The sequence below is a fragment of the Clostridium sp. AF19-22AC genome (genome assembly GCF_003479085.1).
GTDB classification, from domain to species: domain Bacteria; phylum Bacillota; class Clostridia; order Lachnospirales; family Lachnospiraceae; genus Faecalicatena_A; species Faecalicatena_A orotica.
Genome location: NZ_QUGN01000007.1, coordinates 24,417 through 40,760, shown reverse-complemented (window position 1 = coordinate 40,760; position 16,344 = coordinate 24,417). Strand labels below are relative to the sequence as shown.

The window sequence follows — 16,344 nt, the reverse complement described above, 5'->3', positions numbered from 1 at the left end:
TCTGACACCTCTCTACCTTTCTGCCGAAAAATGATAACAAATATTTCTTTCCATCTGCTCTCCTGCTTTCAGTCCGATTTCACCAAAATGTGCATAACCGCTGGCGAAGGGAAGCCGCTGCGCTTCCAGACATACAGATTCGTGCCGGTTATATACCCTGTCCTCCAGTCCCGGTTCATCTTTCAGAAAATTGCCTGTATATAGGTGGATTGCAGGGTAATCTGTGAAGACCTCCAGGCATCTCCCTGACTTTTTGTCTTTTAGAACCGCGGCTCTGGTAAATCCACGTTCCGCTTTTAGGAATGTTACATCATATCCTCCATTGTTGGTGAGCATTGGTATCTCTGAATGAATATCCAGCCCAAGCTCTTTTTCCTGAGTAAAATCAAAGGGCGTTCCCCCCACACGCAATATCTGTCCGGTTGGTATCAGTTCCGCGTCACTTTCCAGATAAAAACCTCCGTTTATCTGAAGTCTCTGGTCATATATCTTACCGGAAGCATGTCCTCCCAGATTAAAGTACGTATGGTTTGTAAGATTGATAATCGTGTCTTCCGTACTTTCGGCATGATGCCGGATATGCAGCCTCCCTTCCCCGTCCAGCCGGTAACTCACCGTTACCGTCACACTGCCCGGGTATCCTTCCTCTTTGTCCGGACTTGTATAAGTAAATTCTACTGCATTATTCCTTATTTTTCCATTCCATATTTTCTTATCAAACCCGGAAAATCCGCCATGAGCGTGGTTTTTTCCTTCATTCAGTGACAACTGGTACTCCTTGCAGCCTACCGTAATTCTGCCCTGTTTTATACGATTTGCCACTCTTCCTACCGTAGCCCCGAAAAATGCTTTGTTGTCCATGAATGTTTCCGGGGAAGGACTGGACAAGGCAATGTCATCGACTCTGCCGTCACGGTCAGGTGTAAGTATCCGATAAACAGCCGCCCCATAATTTGTCAGAGTAACCTGAATTCCTGTTTGGTTTTTCAGAGTATAAAACTGAACCCGTGATCCCATACTTTCTATTTGAATGTTTGCATTTCCCGATTCCCGCATAGTTTCCTCCCGTTTGGCATCTTCGTTACTCTACCTGTTTCGCCTTCTTATTCTGCATATAACGGTCAAATGCCACTGCCAGCAGAAGTGCGATACCTTTTACTACCTGTTGTGTATAATCCTGTATATTCAGCATGACCATACCATTGGAAAGCACTCCCATGAAAAGGACTCCGATAATAACAAACGGCATGCTTCCTTCTCCTCCTGAGATGCTGACACCACCTAATACGACTGCCGTAATAACATCCATCTCATATCCGTCCCCTGCCTTTGGCTGGCCACTGTTTACTCTGGCCAGAAGTACGATGCCTGCCAGTCCCGCCAGTGTGGCAGACGCCATATAGACCAGATATTTAATCTTCTTAACATTGATTCCTGAGAGCCTCGTAGCCTCCTCATTTCCTCCTACACCGTAGATATATACCCCATATCTCGTCTTATCCATAAACAAAATACCAATCACAAAAATTACCGCCATAATGATAACCGGTACCGGAATCCCTGCTACAGAACCTTTTCCAAGGAAGAGAATATCCTTAGGAAATCCAAAGACCGGAAGGCCGCCTGTCAGAAGGTAGGCCGTGCCCCTTAATGCAGTCATCATCCCCAGCGTGGTGATTAGAGGAGGAATACTCAATGCATTTATACAGAAACCATTGATTCCGCCCAATGCGCAGCTCACAATCAATACAAGCAGTACGGCTGCCGCCCACGGAAGACCTTTATTCATCAAAAGTGCCGTTGATACACAGGCTACCCCCGCCACGGATCCTACCGACAGATCGATGCCGCCCGTAATCAGGACCATCGTCATGCCTACCGACATAATCCCGACAACTGCAACCTGCCTTAAAATATTGATAATATTACTTACAGCAAGGAATTGCTTACTCGTCACAGAAAAGAACACAATCAGGACTATCAGGACTACGACAATTCCATATTTTCCAAGAAAACTTACCAGATTTACTTTTTTCTTCTGCATATTCTAACCTCCGTTTTTATTCCCCGTTCAGCTCTACAGCCCTGATGCGATTGCAAGCATTCTCTCCTGGTCAAACTCTTCTTTGCTCAATTCGCCTTTTATACAGCCTTCATGCATGACAATAACCCGGTCTGCCATTCCGAACAGTTCCGGCATTTCAGACGAGATCATAATGATGCTTTTCCCCTGTGCAGTCAGCTGGTTCATGAGATGGTATATCTCCTGCTTTGCCCCGACGTCGATTCCTCTTGTCGGCTCATCAAATATCAGGACGTCACAGTCCGTTGCCATCCATTTTGCCAATACTACCTTCTGTTGGTTTCCTCCTGACAGAAATTTGCTAATTTGGCCAAGTGAGGGTGTTTTTATCCGCAGATCATCTTTCAGATCTGAACATTTTTTATGTATGTCCTTCTTATCCAGAAAAATTCTTTTTGTTTCCTGTTTCAAGATGGAATAGACGATATTATCCTTCACACTCATCCCGAGCACAAGCCCCTGATCCTTTCTGTCCTCTGGCAGCAGGCCAATTCCTGCTTTGATTGCATCCTTTGGGGAATGAATCTTTACCACTTCCCCATTTTTCATGATAGTCCCTGACAGTAGTTCATCCGCACCGAATAACGCCCGTGCGGTTTCTGTCCGGCCTGCACCAACCAGACCGCCAAAACCAAGGATCTCCCCCTTTTTCAGGCTGAACGATATATGGTGTATCTTATCCGTACATAAATCTTTTGCTTCCATAATAATGTCGTCTGAAGCCCCGGCACCGCCCGCATACATTTCGTTCAGCTCCCGTCCTACCATGTCCGCAATCAGTTCATGTCTTGTGACATCCCTGATTTCCTTTGTACAAATATATTTTCCATCCCTCATGATTGTGACACGGTCACAGATTTCAAACAGTTCCTCCAGCCGGTGAGAAATATAAATAATTGTGATCCCTTTTTCCTTCAGCCGCTTGACAATCTGAAACATTGCGTCTATTTCACGGGTTGTCAGAGGAGCAGAGGGTTCATCCATAATCAGTATATTAGTATCCTCAGATATTGCTTTTATGATCTCTACAATCTGCATATAAGCAACTCCCAGATCTTTAACTTTTGTTTTCGGGTTGATTTCTACCCCCATTTCTCTGGCAAGTTCCGTTGTTTTCTTTTCCATCCCCGCCATATCCAGAAATATTCCCTTTTTCAACTCCTGCCCTAAAAATACGTTCTGTGCCGCAGAAATGTATGGTACCAGATTAAATTCCTGATAAATCGCAGTTATCCCCAGTTCTTTTGCCTGCTTAGGCTCAAATTTTTCATAGGTTTTTCCGTTATATTCTATCGTACCTTCTGTAGGTTCATATGCCCCTGTCAATATCTTGATCAATGTCGATTTTCCGGCTCCATTTTCGCCTAAAAGTGCATGAACCTCACCTTTTTTCAGTTCAAATGACACATGGTCCAGAGCAACCACGCCCGGGAACTTTTTTCCAATATTATTCAGCTTCAGTATCGTCTCGCCCATATCTGTTCCTCCTGATTTCCGGGACCGTCTGAAAAAAGCTGAAAAGGCTTTCTGCTCTATCGAATATCTTTTCAAATTTTTATTCGAACAGAAAGCCTCTCATCACCGCTTTATTCCTGAATTACTCACACTTTGTCCTGGTATATGCGTACCTTTTTAATTACTGCCTCATCCTCAGCCATTTATACTTTGCTTTTCTTATTCATTTTCCAAATCTTTATATGCTTCCTGCCAGTGTGGCTGAAGTGTCAGCAATGTCTCCGTCCCCTTCTCTCCATTCACAACCATGTCATACATTCTCTGTGCACATTCCTGTGCAGACTGGTATGGCTGGATGTCTGTAGTCTGGCGGATCGCACATTTCGGGTCTTTCATTGCTTCAATTGCTTCATCTGTATAATCCCCTCCGCCAATATAGAAATCGTCGGTGTTAAGCCCCAGATTCTGTACTGCCTGCCATGCACCGAGGGCATGCTGGTCGTTGACACATGCGATTACTTTGATATCCGGATTGGCCTGAAGTGCTGTTTCAGCTACATTCATTGCTTCTTCCATCGTTTCTGCTTTCTGCCGGTATACGATTTCGGCATTCGGACACTTTTCTTTGATTGTATCTTCCATACCGTCACCGCGGAGTTTTACCTGTTCCACATGATCCAGTGTGATCAGGCAGACTTTCACTTTTGCCTCATCCTTTAAATAAGTATTGATCCATTTTGCTGCCTGCTCTCCGTTGTTAACGCCGTAAGCATAATCATCAAGTATATTATTCGCGTCTGCATTGGAAACGCCTTGTGCAATTCCCATTACCTTACCGCCGGCTTCATGCACCTGATCCACCGCATCTTCAAGGCTGACCGCATCGACCGGGCATACAAGGATTGCCTGTGCACCTGCTGAAACATAATTTTCAAATTGTGAGAACTGCTGGGCTGAATCATAATCAGATCCATTCACAATTGTCTTAACCCCAAGTTCTTTACACTTATCTTCAAAACCCTGCTGAACCTGTACGAAATATGGATTATCCAGTGTAGGCACTGCAAGTGCAAATGTCAGATCATCCGTATTGCCTTCCTTTGTATCTTCTGTCTTTGTTTCCTCTTTTTTTGTCTCTCCTTTATCTTCTTCCGTACCGGATGAACATGCTGTTAAAGATAATACAAGTGCTCCTGCCAGCAAACATGGCAATACCTTCTTCATCATACTATTTTTCATACCTCTTTCCCCTTTCTTGAAATCCCTGCATCCAGATTTTCTGGCCTGTATTGTTTTAATACCATAGTGTTTTTCCTGCATCGGCTGCACCGAGGCAACTGCATATACCTGAAATTGTGAGTTTCTAATAGTTATAAAATCCTGTTTTGCTCTTTCTTCCCAGAAGCCCCGCGTTCACCATTTTCTTAAGCAGCGGACACGGACGGTACTTCGGTTCCCCCAGGTCAGTATACATCTGGGTCATTACTGCCAGCACAGTATCCAGTCCGGCAAAATCTGCCAGTTCCAGCGGCCCCATCGGAAGATTTCCGCCTAACTTCATAGCCGTGTCAATGTCCTTTGGTTCATTGCCTTCCATAACGAGGAACATCGCCTCGTTCCACATAGGGACAAGAAGCCGGTTCACAAGAAATGCGGAGGAATCAGGCGCCTTCACAGGTGTTTTCCCGAAAGCCTCTGCTGTTTCCATCGCTGTCTTCTCTGTCTCTTCGCTTGTCAACAGTCCCGGTATCACTTCAATCAGTTTCATGACCGGAGGCGGAACAAAGAAGTGCATGCCCACTACCTGTTCGGGTCTCTGCGTAGCGCCGGCAAGCAGTGTAATAGAAATCGTCGATGTATTTGAGGCAAGTATCGTTTCCGGCCTGCACAATTCATCAAGTTTCTGGAAAATTTCTTTTTTAATCTCTACATCCTCGGTCACCGCTTCGATCACCAGATCGGCATCTGCGCCTTCTTCTATTGAAGCCGCCCTCAGCAGGGCCAGTGCCTTCTCCTTCTCATTTTCCTCCATGCGTCCTTTTTCAATTTTACGCTGTAAAAAATGTTCGATCTTAGCAGCCCCAGCTTTTGCATACTCTGGTGATATATCCGCCAGAACCGTCTCAAAACCATGTTCAATGCAGACCTGTGCTATGCCGCTGCCCATGATGCCTGCTCCAACCACCATTACTTTTTTTACATCCATTCTTCTTCCCCTTTCATTCATATTCTGTAACTGGTCACGGTCCGTAACAGTTATCCTGCCTTATATTCTCTGGACAAACTCTACCAAAACGCCCAGTCCATATCTTGGTCTTAAAAAATTGACGAGAATCCCTCCTGCGCCCTTCACAGGCACTTTTTCCAGCATCTCCATCCCTTTTCCTTCGAATTCTGCCCTTGCCGCTTCCACATCATCCACCTCTAAAGCAATGTGATGGATTCCGCCTTTTCCCCTGTTATATTCCTTTAAAACACCTTCTGTCGGTATAATCAGTTCTATAGGACTTTCCTGTTCCGTGTATTTCGTAAACAGACAATCTGCATGGTATTCTTCCACGTATTCCATATAATCTGTCTCCAGTCCAAACTGTTCCAGAAACAAATCAGCCCTTTCCTTAGAATTCATAATAATCCCGACATGGTGCAGTCTGAGTGGTTTCAAGCTCCCACCATCCTTTCTTTGATCCCGACCGGCTTTTCCTGATAAACTGCCTTATCCGTGAATTTTAGATTCGTACTGATCAGCGGAGTGAATTCCATCTGGTCAAGCACATCTGTCTGCAGGTCTATTCCTTCTGCGATTTCAATTAACATCGGACCGTCTTCAGTCAGCCGGAAAACGGCACGTTCTGTCACATAATACATATTCTGGCCATTCCTGGCTGCAAGCTTCCCATTATAAGAAATCTGCTGTACATTATTTACCAGTTTTTTGATCTCCCCTTCTTTCCTGATTCTGATTCCCTCTGAATCATAACTGACATCCAAACCTTTTCCCGTAAATGTTGAACAGAATACAACCGTTTTGGCCAGCGTCGTAATGTCGATGAATCCACCGGCTCCGGGTGCCTTGTTTCCCATTCTTGTCGCGTTTACATTGCCGTTTTTATCCATCTCCCCGGCACCCATGAAAGTAAAATCGATACCTGCACCATTGTAGAATTCAAACTGCCTGTCATGAGGAATCAGAGCCTGCGGATTTCTGGATATGCCAAAATCAATGCCGCCCGCCGGTACGCCTCCGTAGATTCCTGACTCCACTGTGATCGTAATATCATCCAGAAGATCTTCCTCCTCCAGTATTCCACCGATCACGTCGTTCGGTATCCCGGTTCCTACATTGATAATACTGTCTTTACTAAGAAGCATGACGGCCCTTCTACCGATAATTTTCCTTACACTTAAGGGTACCGGCTCAGATGCAGACTCTGAAACTTTTGCCTGCCCGCTGTAGGAAGGGTCATAATACCAGGATGAGGTCTGCCGGTGGTTTTCATAAACATCATCACATACCACAATCCCATCCACAAATACTCCGGGCACCACCACCCTTTTGGGATCCATTGATCCTGCCTTCAGGATCCGCTTTACCTGACAGATCACTTTACCTCCGAAACGCTTCGCAGCCATTACAGCCGGCAATACTTCCAGTACCATAGCCTCTTCTTCTGTGGAAATATTTCCATTTTCATCCGCATAAGTCCCGCGGATCAGTAAGGTATCAATTGGAATTTCCTTATATCTCAGATACTCTTCCCCGTCTATTTCGATCACTTCCACAATATCTTCGAGAGGCTTTGTTCTTTCATTCATCTTTCCGCCCTCAATTCGCGGATCAATAAATGTTCCAAGACCTATCTTGCTGATCTTACCCGGTTCCCGAAGTGCCATGCTGTGGTACATATTTGCCATCTGTCCCTGCGGCAGGCAGTAGGCTTCCACCTTGTTTCCGGCGATAAGGTCCATCATCTGTGGACCGAGCCCCCAGTGTCCCCCGATCACCCGTTTCAGAAGATTTTCATGTGCAAGATGTACAAACCCGCCTCTCCGGTCAGCCTGTCCGCAGCTGTGCAGATAGGTAAGCTCTCTCGGCTCTCCGGTCTCTAAGAATTGTCTCTCTATTTCCTTCAATATTGTTTCACACGATGAAACCAGCGACATCCCGATCGTGCACAGCGTGGAACCATTCCTGATCCATCCGACAGCCTCGCCGGCCGTAATCACTTTGGGCTTTTTCATCCTTTATCCCTCATTTCTTCCAGCATTTTTCTAATTTCCGTTTTCCTTACTTTGCCATTCTGTGTTACAGGCAGACTGTCCCATATCTCGAACATACAGGGCATTTTAAATGTAGCTGTCCTTTCCTTCATCCAGTACTTCAACGCCTCTTTATCCACCTTTTCTCCCCGGCCCGGCACGACGACTGCTGCCGGAAGTTCTCCATACTCCTCATCTCTGACTCCCACCACGGAAGCTGCGATGATTCCCGGATATTCCAGAAGTGTGCTTTCTATTTCCGAAGGAAATATCTTCTCCCCGCCCCGGTTAATCAAGTCCTTCATCCTGTCCAGCACAAATATCCTGCCTTCTTCGTCCATATAACCGGTGTCACCGCTTGGCATCCTGTCTTCTTTCAGAGATTCACAATTCCATCTCCCCTTTGCCACAACAGGTCCGTAAAACACAATCTCCCCCTTCTCATATGGTTTCAAAGACCGCCCGTTTTTCCCCTGTACTTCTATGTAAACATTCTTCACTGCCTTTAACGGTTCCCGGTGCCCGCGTGATAATGCCCCTGACCCGGCCGTCTCCGTCATTCCGTAAGCAAGGCGGAAGGATGCATTAGGCGCCAGTTTTACAAATTCCCTGACTCGTTCTTCCTTGATCGGAGCGCCTCCGCATACTGTAACTTTTAAAGATGAGAGACTCACTTTACCGCTGCCGGCAAGAATAATCTGATGGTATACCGTCGGAACCGAATGAAAATGTGTTGCTTTCCACTTCACTATATTTTTCAAGACATCCTTGACATCATAGAACGCGGACATTACAATAGTGCCTCCCAGATAAATAAAGTATGTCGTAACACAGCTCAGTCCCAGAATATGGAACAGTGAAACAGACAATACTGTAACCGCACTGCTGTCAAGCCCCTGAATTTCCTGATATCCATATGCAGTCTCCAGTATATTCCGGTGGGTAATCATGACCCCTTTCGGTGGACCAGACGTCCCTGATGTATGCATAATAACAGCTGGGTAGTCCGGATTCTGCACATAGGAAGTCTTTTTTTCTTCTATCTCACCCCAGTCATAATTTTCCGTAATAACATGGCAGATACCCAGCTTCTCCGCAGTCCCTGTTACCTTGTCTTTCCATCTCTCATCACAGAACACTGCTTTGACATCCATCTCTGAAAGAAGTTTTGCTATTTCCTCTGCCTTAAATTTTGTATTAATCATGACCACGATACATCCGAGTTTCACCGCCCCGTAGAAGCAGGATACCATACGAATATTGTTTACCATGACAAATCCGACCTGATCTCCGGTGTTGAGTTTCAATCCAGCTATTTTTGACGCATAATTGTCTGCTTCGTTAAGCAGCTGAGCGTATGTAACCGATCTCTCATCATCTGCAATAGCAATTTTGTCCGGATATCTGACTGCAGAATCGACTAATGTCCCATATATGTTTAAAAAAGGTTTATGGTATTGTTTTATATGATCCGTATAATCCATAGGAGATATCCTTTCCGTTACTGTTCACACGATCTGTTTCTCCTCTTAATCGGATGTGCTTAATCGTTGCCACATAGTTCAAATAACACTGCCAGCCCCTGGCCTCCCCCGATACACAGTGTAGCAATGCCGTACTTTACCTGTCTCCTGATCATTTCATTCATTAATTTAATAGTAATGATACATCCGGTCGCTCCGATAGGGTGTCCCATTGAGATCCCGCTTCCGTTTACATTCACCTTATCTTCATCCAGTCCGAGTTCCCTGATGCAGGCCAGAGACTGTGAAGCAAAGGCTTCATTTAATTCAATAAGGCCGATATCTTCTTTTGTCAGGCCTGTCTGTGCAAATAATTTCTTCATTGCCGGAACCGGTCCGATTCCCATGAGTGCGGGATCGACTCCTGCACATGCCGCTGCCTTGATTCTGACAAGAGGTTTTAATCCAAGCTCCTTCGCCTTTCTTTCTTCCATCAAAACGACTGCTGCCGCTGCGTCATTGATGCCAGATGCATTTCCCGCAGTGACAGTTCCATCCTTTTTAAAACATGGGCGGAGCTTCGCAAGACTTTCCAGTGAAATCGTATCTCTGATATATTCGTCCTGTTCAAAGACCTTTTCTTCCTTTTTGCTAACCTTTACCGTAACCGGTATGATCTCATCCTTAAACTTTCCGGCGTCTCTTGCCGCTGCCGCCCTCATCTGGCTTTTGTATGCATAGGTGTCCTGATCTTCCCGCGAAATCTGATACCTTTCGGCCACATTCTCAGCAGTGATCCCCATATGGTCTCTTGTAAGCGGGTCTGAGAGTATGGTAATAAGGCCATCCTCCAGCTCCCCATGCCCCATCCGGTATCCGAACCGTCCGTTCCTTACATAATAAGGAAGCGTGGACATACTCTCCGTTCCGCCGGCTGCTGCAATTTCACAAAATCCTGTTTCGATTTCCTGTGCCGCAGTCAGAATCGCCTGAAGTCCTGACGAGCAGAGTCTGTTCACACTTAACGCCGTAGCCTCATACGGAATACCTGCCTTAATTGCACTGATTCTGGATATAAATGCATTTTCCGCAATCTGCCCCACTGATCCGTACACAACTTCATCAATCTGTTCCGGTTTTAACCCCGCCCTCTCAACCGCACTTTTTATGGCGATTCCGCCAAGGTCACTGGCACTCATATTTTTCAGTGAGCCCCCGAAACTTCCGATTCCTGTTCTTGCTCCTGAAACAATTACAATATCTTTCACTTGTCTCCTCCAATCCTGTACCCGCTAGGCACATCCGGGTTACTGTTCACACCGTGCCGTGCACCTAGCTGCACGGCATCGGGGCCGATAAAGTGATGGTTTCGGGGCATCTGCCCCTCGCCGCAGGCGACTTTTAATGGGCAGATGCCGTTACTGTGCACGCCCGTAGGGTGTGAACAGTAACACATCCGGTATTATTTAAAACATAAACCCACCTGTTACAAATATCTCCGTTCCCGTTACCTGTGAAGATCCGTCTCCCAACAGGAATAACGCACTATCTGTATAATCCTCCGGGGTCTGGAGCCGGCCCATTGGAAAGTAATTACTCCCCACTTCATTCAGCCAGTCCTCACCGACCCCCTGTTCCTTTCTAAGGGCCAGTTCCCCTGGTGTTGCAACCCAGCCGATTGTAATCCAGTTGCACCGGATAAGGTCCTTTGCATAATTCTTTGCAATGTGTTTATAAAGTGTATACATTGCCCCCTTGGAACAGGCATAGGCCGTTCTGTCGATCTCTCCCCCATATGCGTGCATGGATCCCATATTGATGATGGAACCTCCCCCATTCTCCTGCATAACCTTTACCGCATATTTAGTGACAAAAAACGCACTCTTAAAATTGATAGACATAATAGAATCAAACTGTTCCTCGGTTGTCTCTGTGATCGGGGCCATTGATAATACTGTTCCTGCATAATTAACCAGACCATCCAGCTTCCCGTACTTTCTAACCGTCTCCTCGACCAGTTCCCTGCAACAGTCCACACTTGTCAGATCCCCCTTCACAAACATACCGTCGCCCGGGGTATTCTGCTTCACTTCTTCAACAAATGTACGGCCGCCTTCTGCATCCCGGCCTCCGATCACAACCTTTGCCCCTTCTGCCGCAGCTGCCAGTGCAATCGTTCTTCCGATTCCTTTTGTTCCCCCCGTAACAATGATTACTTTATCTTTCAGTCTCATGTGTGCCTCCTTTGATCTTTATCAACTCTCTGTACCTACTTAAAGCTTATTCCCTTACCAATACTTTCGCAATTCGTAAATTACCTAAACTTCCTATTTCTTTTTTGTAACAAAACAATAACCAGAATATCGTTTATGAAATTTTTATTCATTCGTTTTGTTGTTAAATTTTTATCAATATTACTCTTTCTGTCTACGTATATATAAGAAAAGGGAGCCGGATCAACAGAAAGAAATTTGATTTGGTTCATCAAATTTCTTTCTGTTGATCCGGCTCCCTTTTCTTATAAATTCTGGGCCGCCATCACCTTGTCCTATATCTTCCTGACACTGTCTCGTATTGTCATCTTAGGTTTAAAGGATATTGTTCTGGACTCTATATTTTCTCCGGCTATTCTGGAGAGCAGCATTTCTGACGCAACTTTCCCCATACGGCTTGCCTCTACTCCCACTGTTGTCAAATGTATTTTTGCCTTTTCCGCTATCGGTGTGTCATCATAACATACGATGCTGACTTCCTCAGGGACCTGTATTCCATACTCTTCCAGCGCCTCCAGAAGTCCGACGGCCATCAGGTCATTCCCACAGAATACTGCCGTAAAGTCCCATCCTTTCTCGGCAAGCTGTCTGCCAAACTGATATCCACTTTCCCTTTTAAGGTCCCCATAAAACAGGCTGTGCTTAGATATGACACAATGGGCATCCCGCATGGCATCCTCATAGCCCCTCATCCTCTCAAAAGTAACAGATGAATACAGACTCCCGGTCAGATGAGCTATCTTTCTATGTCCCATCTCAATCAGGTAGTTTGTTGCCATATATCCCCCCTGATAATTATCACTGCAAACCGTATCCAGATCTACAAACCGCACCGACCTGTTCAGGAACACGACCGGACACTTATTCTGCATAAGCATCTGCTTCAGGATAGAGTCACCTTTCACGTTAATGAACATGATCCCTGCATAGCTTTCCTGATAAGCCATCTGGACATATTCATTTTCGGCCTTTTCTTCATTATCACTGTATCCGATTACGGAAATGTAGCCTTCCTCTGCCACCCGCCTCTGTATTCCCCGTATCATCTCCATATAAAACCAGTTATCCAGGTCTCCGACTATAATCATGATCGTCCGTTGGTTAATTCCGGCCATTCTCAATTCCATAACATTCGTACGGTAATTCTGCTCCATCAAAAGCCGTTCAACGGCTTCCCTTGTCTCGGCCTTTACATTCCCTTTATTCGTAATCACACGGGAAATCGTTGAACAGGAATATCCGCTCATTTCTGACAGTTGTTTTATCGTAATCCCCACTTTACTTTTCCTCCTTTGCCAGAAAACTCATTCTTACAAATGATACAGCGTTCAAATTTTCTGCATTTTTTTGAATAATACTAAATTGTTAAATATTCTCCAATTGTTACACATCAATTTTAGTACAATTGACTCTTTATTTCAATACTACAAATAATATTGAAATTTTTAATCATTATTATTTTGCCGTTTAACTTCCTTCTGCAGGTCTTTCACTTCCTCTTCCGTTAAAATAGTCACGACTGCTTTAACCTGTTCCAAGGAAATACCATTAGACAGCATCCTTTTTACAATCCCAATTTCATTTTCTCTCGTTGCTTTTTCAACTGCCTCTTTCGTTGCTTTAGCCGCCTTCTCAGAAACCTCTGCAGCCACTTTTCTCCCATACTCGATCTTTTCTTCTTCGAATAACTTTGATACTTTTGTCATCATTATCCATTCCCTCATTTCCTTAGAATCTTCGTTATCTATCACCTTATCTGCAAATACCAGTATACCAGAAAGTATAAATACCTGCTCCTGCGCGTCCTCTACCTGCTTCGCCATATCAAAACAGCGCCGGATGCATGCTTCTTTCCGGGGGATATGCCAAACGTCACGTAAGATGTACTCTCCTAGCTTCTATTATATACACAGGCCCATGTTGTTTCAATCTAGTATTACCATACAAAAAGTCTGAAATTGTATATGATAACATAAAGCAGAGTACATTGCCTGGACACTGATCATATCCACCTTATTTAGTTTTTAGTTCATCAAAACTGGTAATTTCCGGCTGAATCGCCAAGGAAATCAGATTTATCTTCTGCCAGATGCAGAAAATAAGATTCAGACCTTAGAATATTATGAATAAAATGGTCTGAGATTTTGATGTGAAGTTAGTATAGCACTGCATAACGCTTTATACAAGATAAATTTTCCACGATTTTGACTCCTGCATCAAATTGAAGCAGGAGCCCTGAGCCGTTGTATTTTCCGGCAATTATGCAATTATAAGCGGTATCTGCTCTCTTTCAGCGCGTTCAGAATATTCCTCATCTACCTCTTCATCTGTGATGATTTGGTAAATATCTCTCAGCGGGCAGATAACTGACAGATATCCACCGCCGAATTTACTGCTGTCTGCCAGCACAATTACCTTATCTGAAGCTTTCATAATCGCCTGCTTCACCTGAACCTGTGGAGATGCTGTTGATGTAATCCCCACATCAAAATTAATGCCATGCACGCCAATAAAAGCCTTGTCCACATGGAATCTGGAAATATCTGCGACTGCCTCGTCCCCCATAGTAGCCGCAAGGTGTCCCCCTACCGGGCCGCCAACCATGTAAAGTTCAACATGATCCAATCCTGCAAGCTCATTACCTACAAGCAGTGAATTTGTCACAACTGCAATTCTTTTCTCAGCATGCTGCTTAATATGAAGTGCCAGATAAAAACCGGTAGACGTATCATCAATAATAATTGTGTCCCGGTCATCTACACACTCGTACGCACGTGCAGCAATGGCTTTTTTCTTGTCTGTATTCCTGTAGATGCTTTCTGCGGAATATTTTTTCTGCGGGGTTTCTTCTATCTTTAGTGCACCTCCGTGAGTACGAATCAGAAGTCCTGCACGTTCCATACATTTGATGTCATTCCTGATTGTCACTTCAGAACACCCCAGCTCTGCACTCAATTCATTTACACGGACCTTTCCTTTTTCTTCAAGTTCCTGTAAGATTTTTCTTCTGCGTTCCTCCATACCGATCTCCCTGTGTATTTTCAGAAAAGCTTCCTGAACCAAACACCACAATTATAGGAATGATATATGATTCCTATGTTCATATTTTAGCACACTTTCTCCCCTACAAGATACATATTTTTCCAATTTTTTCCAAATTTTTAATATTGTCAAAAAAATACACAATCTAGTTTATATCACCGATTGTGTATTTCATTCTACTTACTAAGTTTTTCCCTGAATATCTCCCGAAACGCCTCTTCATAAGGAGCCTTTGCCATGCCGTATTCTGTAATGATACCTGAGATCAATCCGTGATCCGTTACGTCAAAACAGGGGTTGTAAACTTTGACTCCTGCCGGTGCCATCCTTTTTTCGTACCACATTTCTGTGACTTCGTCATCCGAACGTTCCTCTATCGGTATTTTATCTCCTGTCGGAAGGGACATGTCTATCGTTGATGTCGGCGCGCAGACATACAGAGGAATCCCATAATACTTTGCCACAGCCGCCACTACGGATGTGCCGATTTTATTTGCTGTATCTCCGTTTGCCGCAACCCTGTCACATCCCACAAAGACTGCATCCACCAGCCCCTTTTTCATAACCGCACTGGACATGTTATCACAGATCAGCGTTACATCCATACCCGCGGCCTGCAGTTCAAATGCGGTCAGCCTTGCCCCCTGAAGCAGTGGACGCGTCTCATCCACATAGATGCGGAATCCATACCCCCGCTCCTGTCCGAGGTACATCGGTGCTGTGGCCGTTCCGTATTTTACCGCAGCGAGCTGTCCCGCGTTACAATGTGTAAGCAGGCCGGCTCCCGGCTTAACGAGTTCTAGTGCATTTTCGCCGATCCTGCGGCAGACCTGAATATCTTCTGAGCGGATATTAACCGCCTCCCGGTGCAGGAGTTCTTTCACTTCCCCGACGCCGCACTGCATGTGCCCAGTAACCACCGCCTCCATCCGGTCAAGGGCCCAGAAGAGGTTCACGGCAGTCGGTCTGGACGATGCCAGATAATCCTTTGCCTTTTTAAACTTCTTTGAAAAAACCTCCATACTGTCAGTCTGAAGGTCTTTTACCGCAAGATACACACCGATTGCTGCTGCCACACCAATCGCCGGCGCCCCTCTGACCTTGAGCAGATAGATTGCCTCCCAGATATCTTCTATATCTGTAAGGAACTTAAGCTCGATCCTCGTCGGAAGCTGGGTCTGGTCGATAATCACCAGGGCGCCGTTTTCCTCATCCAGAGCAACTGTATCACAATCAAGAATTGTTTTCTTCATAATTCAATTCCTCTTTTATGTAAAAGCTTCCTATTCGTTCTTTTCTTCAATAGCACTGATCATGTCCACTCTCCGCTGGTGGCGGCCTCCTTCAAACTCTGTATCAAGCCATGTCTCCACGATCATCTTCGCAAGCTCCCCGCCGACTACCCTTGCACCAAAAGCCAGAATATTGCAGTTATTATGCTGTCTTGCCATGCGCGCGGTAAAAGGTTCACTGCAGACTGCCGCACGGATTCCCTTTACCTTGTTTGCGGCCAGTGAAATGCCAAGTCCTGTTCCGCAGATCAGAATCCCCTGATCCACTTCCCCGCTTACAACAGCACGTGCAACTTTCTCGCCATATACAGGATAATCACAGCTCTCTGCTGAATTAGTCCCGAAGTCAACCACTTCGTGCCCCTTATTCTCAAGAAACTCTATGATCTCTGCTTTCAGTTCCAGTGCTGAATGATCGTTTCCAATTCCTATTTTCATTTTCCTTTTTCCTCCATCTTGTTGTTATCGTTCTGCTT

The 16,344-nt window shown here is 45.2% G+C and carries 15 protein-coding genes; all 15 read right to left on the bottom strand.

Features of this window, described 5'->3' with window-relative positions; all coding sequences use genetic code 11:
• Nucleotides 1–12: 12 nt before the first annotated feature.
• Complete coding sequence (locus DWX43_RS09745) at nt 13–1,056, bottom strand: aldose epimerase family protein (RefSeq protein ID WP_109732631.1); 1,044 nt, start codon at nt 1,054–1,056, stop codon at nt 13–15.
• A 25-nt stretch (nt 1,057–1,081) separates the two neighbouring features.
• Nucleotides 1,082–2,044 (bottom strand): ABC transporter permease, encoded by a 963-nt coding sequence (locus DWX43_RS09740; RefSeq protein ID WP_109732632.1) that lies wholly within the window; start codon nt 2,042–2,044, stop codon nt 1,082–1,084.
• 33 nt (nt 2,045–2,077) lie between these two features.
• Nucleotides 2,078–3,559: a sugar ABC transporter ATP-binding protein gene (locus DWX43_RS09735; protein WP_109732633.1), complete on the bottom strand. Its 1,482-nt coding sequence runs from the start codon at nt 3,557–3,559 to the stop codon at nt 2,078–2,080.
• Nucleotides 3,560–3,757: 198 nt separating this feature from the next.
• Complete coding sequence (locus DWX43_RS09730) at nt 3,758–4,777, bottom strand: sugar ABC transporter substrate-binding protein (RefSeq protein ID WP_182440665.1); 1,020 nt, start codon at nt 4,775–4,777, stop codon at nt 3,758–3,760.
• Nucleotides 4,778–4,901: 124 nt separating this feature from the next.
• Complete coding sequence (locus DWX43_RS09725; RefSeq protein WP_118620168.1) at nt 4,902–5,744, bottom strand: 3-hydroxyacyl-CoA dehydrogenase NAD-binding domain-containing protein; 843 nt, start codon at nt 5,742–5,744, stop codon at nt 4,902–4,904.
• A gap of 60 nt (nt 5,745–5,804) precedes the next feature.
• Nucleotides 5,805–6,203 (bottom strand): VOC family protein, encoded by a 399-nt coding sequence (locus DWX43_RS09720; RefSeq protein WP_109732636.1) that lies wholly within the window; start codon nt 6,201–6,203, stop codon nt 5,805–5,807.
• The gene (locus DWX43_RS09715) at nt 6,200–7,780 is read right to left on the bottom strand and encodes a CoA-transferase (RefSeq protein ID WP_118620167.1); all 1,581 of its coding nucleotides are present in this window, start codon (nt 7,778–7,780) and stop codon (nt 6,200–6,202) included. The genes DWX43_RS09720 and DWX43_RS09715 overlap by 4 nt, the downstream gene beginning before the upstream one ends.
• Nucleotides 7,777–9,282, bottom strand: coding sequence for a class I adenylate-forming enzyme family protein (locus DWX43_RS09710; RefSeq protein ID WP_118620166.1), 1,506 nt, complete (start codon nt 9,280–9,282; stop codon nt 7,777–7,779). The genes DWX43_RS09715 and DWX43_RS09710 overlap by 4 nt, the downstream gene beginning before the upstream one ends.
• A gap of 59 nt (nt 9,283–9,341) precedes the next feature.
• Nucleotides 9,342–10,529: a thiolase family protein gene (locus tag DWX43_RS09705; RefSeq protein WP_118620165.1), complete on the bottom strand. Its 1,188-nt coding sequence runs from the start codon at nt 10,527–10,529 to the stop codon at nt 9,342–9,344.
• A 198-nt stretch (nt 10,530–10,727) separates the two neighbouring features.
• Nucleotides 10,728–11,495 (bottom strand): SDR family oxidoreductase, encoded by a 768-nt coding sequence (locus tag DWX43_RS09700; RefSeq protein WP_109732640.1) that lies wholly within the window; start codon nt 11,493–11,495, stop codon nt 10,728–10,730.
• A 314-nt stretch (nt 11,496–11,809) separates the two neighbouring features.
• On the bottom strand, nt 11,810–12,811 hold the full coding sequence (locus DWX43_RS09695) for a LacI family DNA-binding transcriptional regulator (RefSeq protein WP_109732641.1): 1,002 nt from the start codon (nt 12,809–12,811) through the stop codon (nt 11,810–11,812).
• Between the two features lie 168 nt (nt 12,812–12,979).
• The gene (locus DWX43_RS09690) at nt 12,980–13,357 is read right to left on the bottom strand and encodes a hypothetical protein (RefSeq protein WP_118620164.1); all 378 of its coding nucleotides are present in this window, start codon (nt 13,355–13,357) and stop codon (nt 12,980–12,982) included.
• Between the two features lie 436 nt (nt 13,358–13,793).
• A complete protein-coding gene (locus DWX43_RS09685) occupies nt 13,794–14,555 on the bottom strand; it encodes a DeoR/GlpR family DNA-binding transcription regulator (RefSeq protein WP_109732642.1) in 762 nt (253 codons plus the stop codon).
• Nucleotides 14,556–14,752: 197 nt separating this feature from the next.
• Nucleotides 14,753–15,829, bottom strand: coding sequence for an S-methyl-5-thioribose-1-phosphate isomerase (gene mtnA / locus DWX43_RS09680; RefSeq protein WP_118620163.1), 1,077 nt, complete (start codon nt 15,827–15,829; stop codon nt 14,753–14,755).
• 30 nt (nt 15,830–15,859) lie between these two features.
• On the bottom strand, nt 15,860–16,306 hold the full coding sequence (rpiB, locus tag DWX43_RS09675; RefSeq protein WP_109732644.1) for a ribose 5-phosphate isomerase B: 447 nt from the start codon (nt 16,304–16,306) through the stop codon (nt 15,860–15,862).
• Nucleotides 16,307–16,344 lie beyond the last annotated feature (38 nt).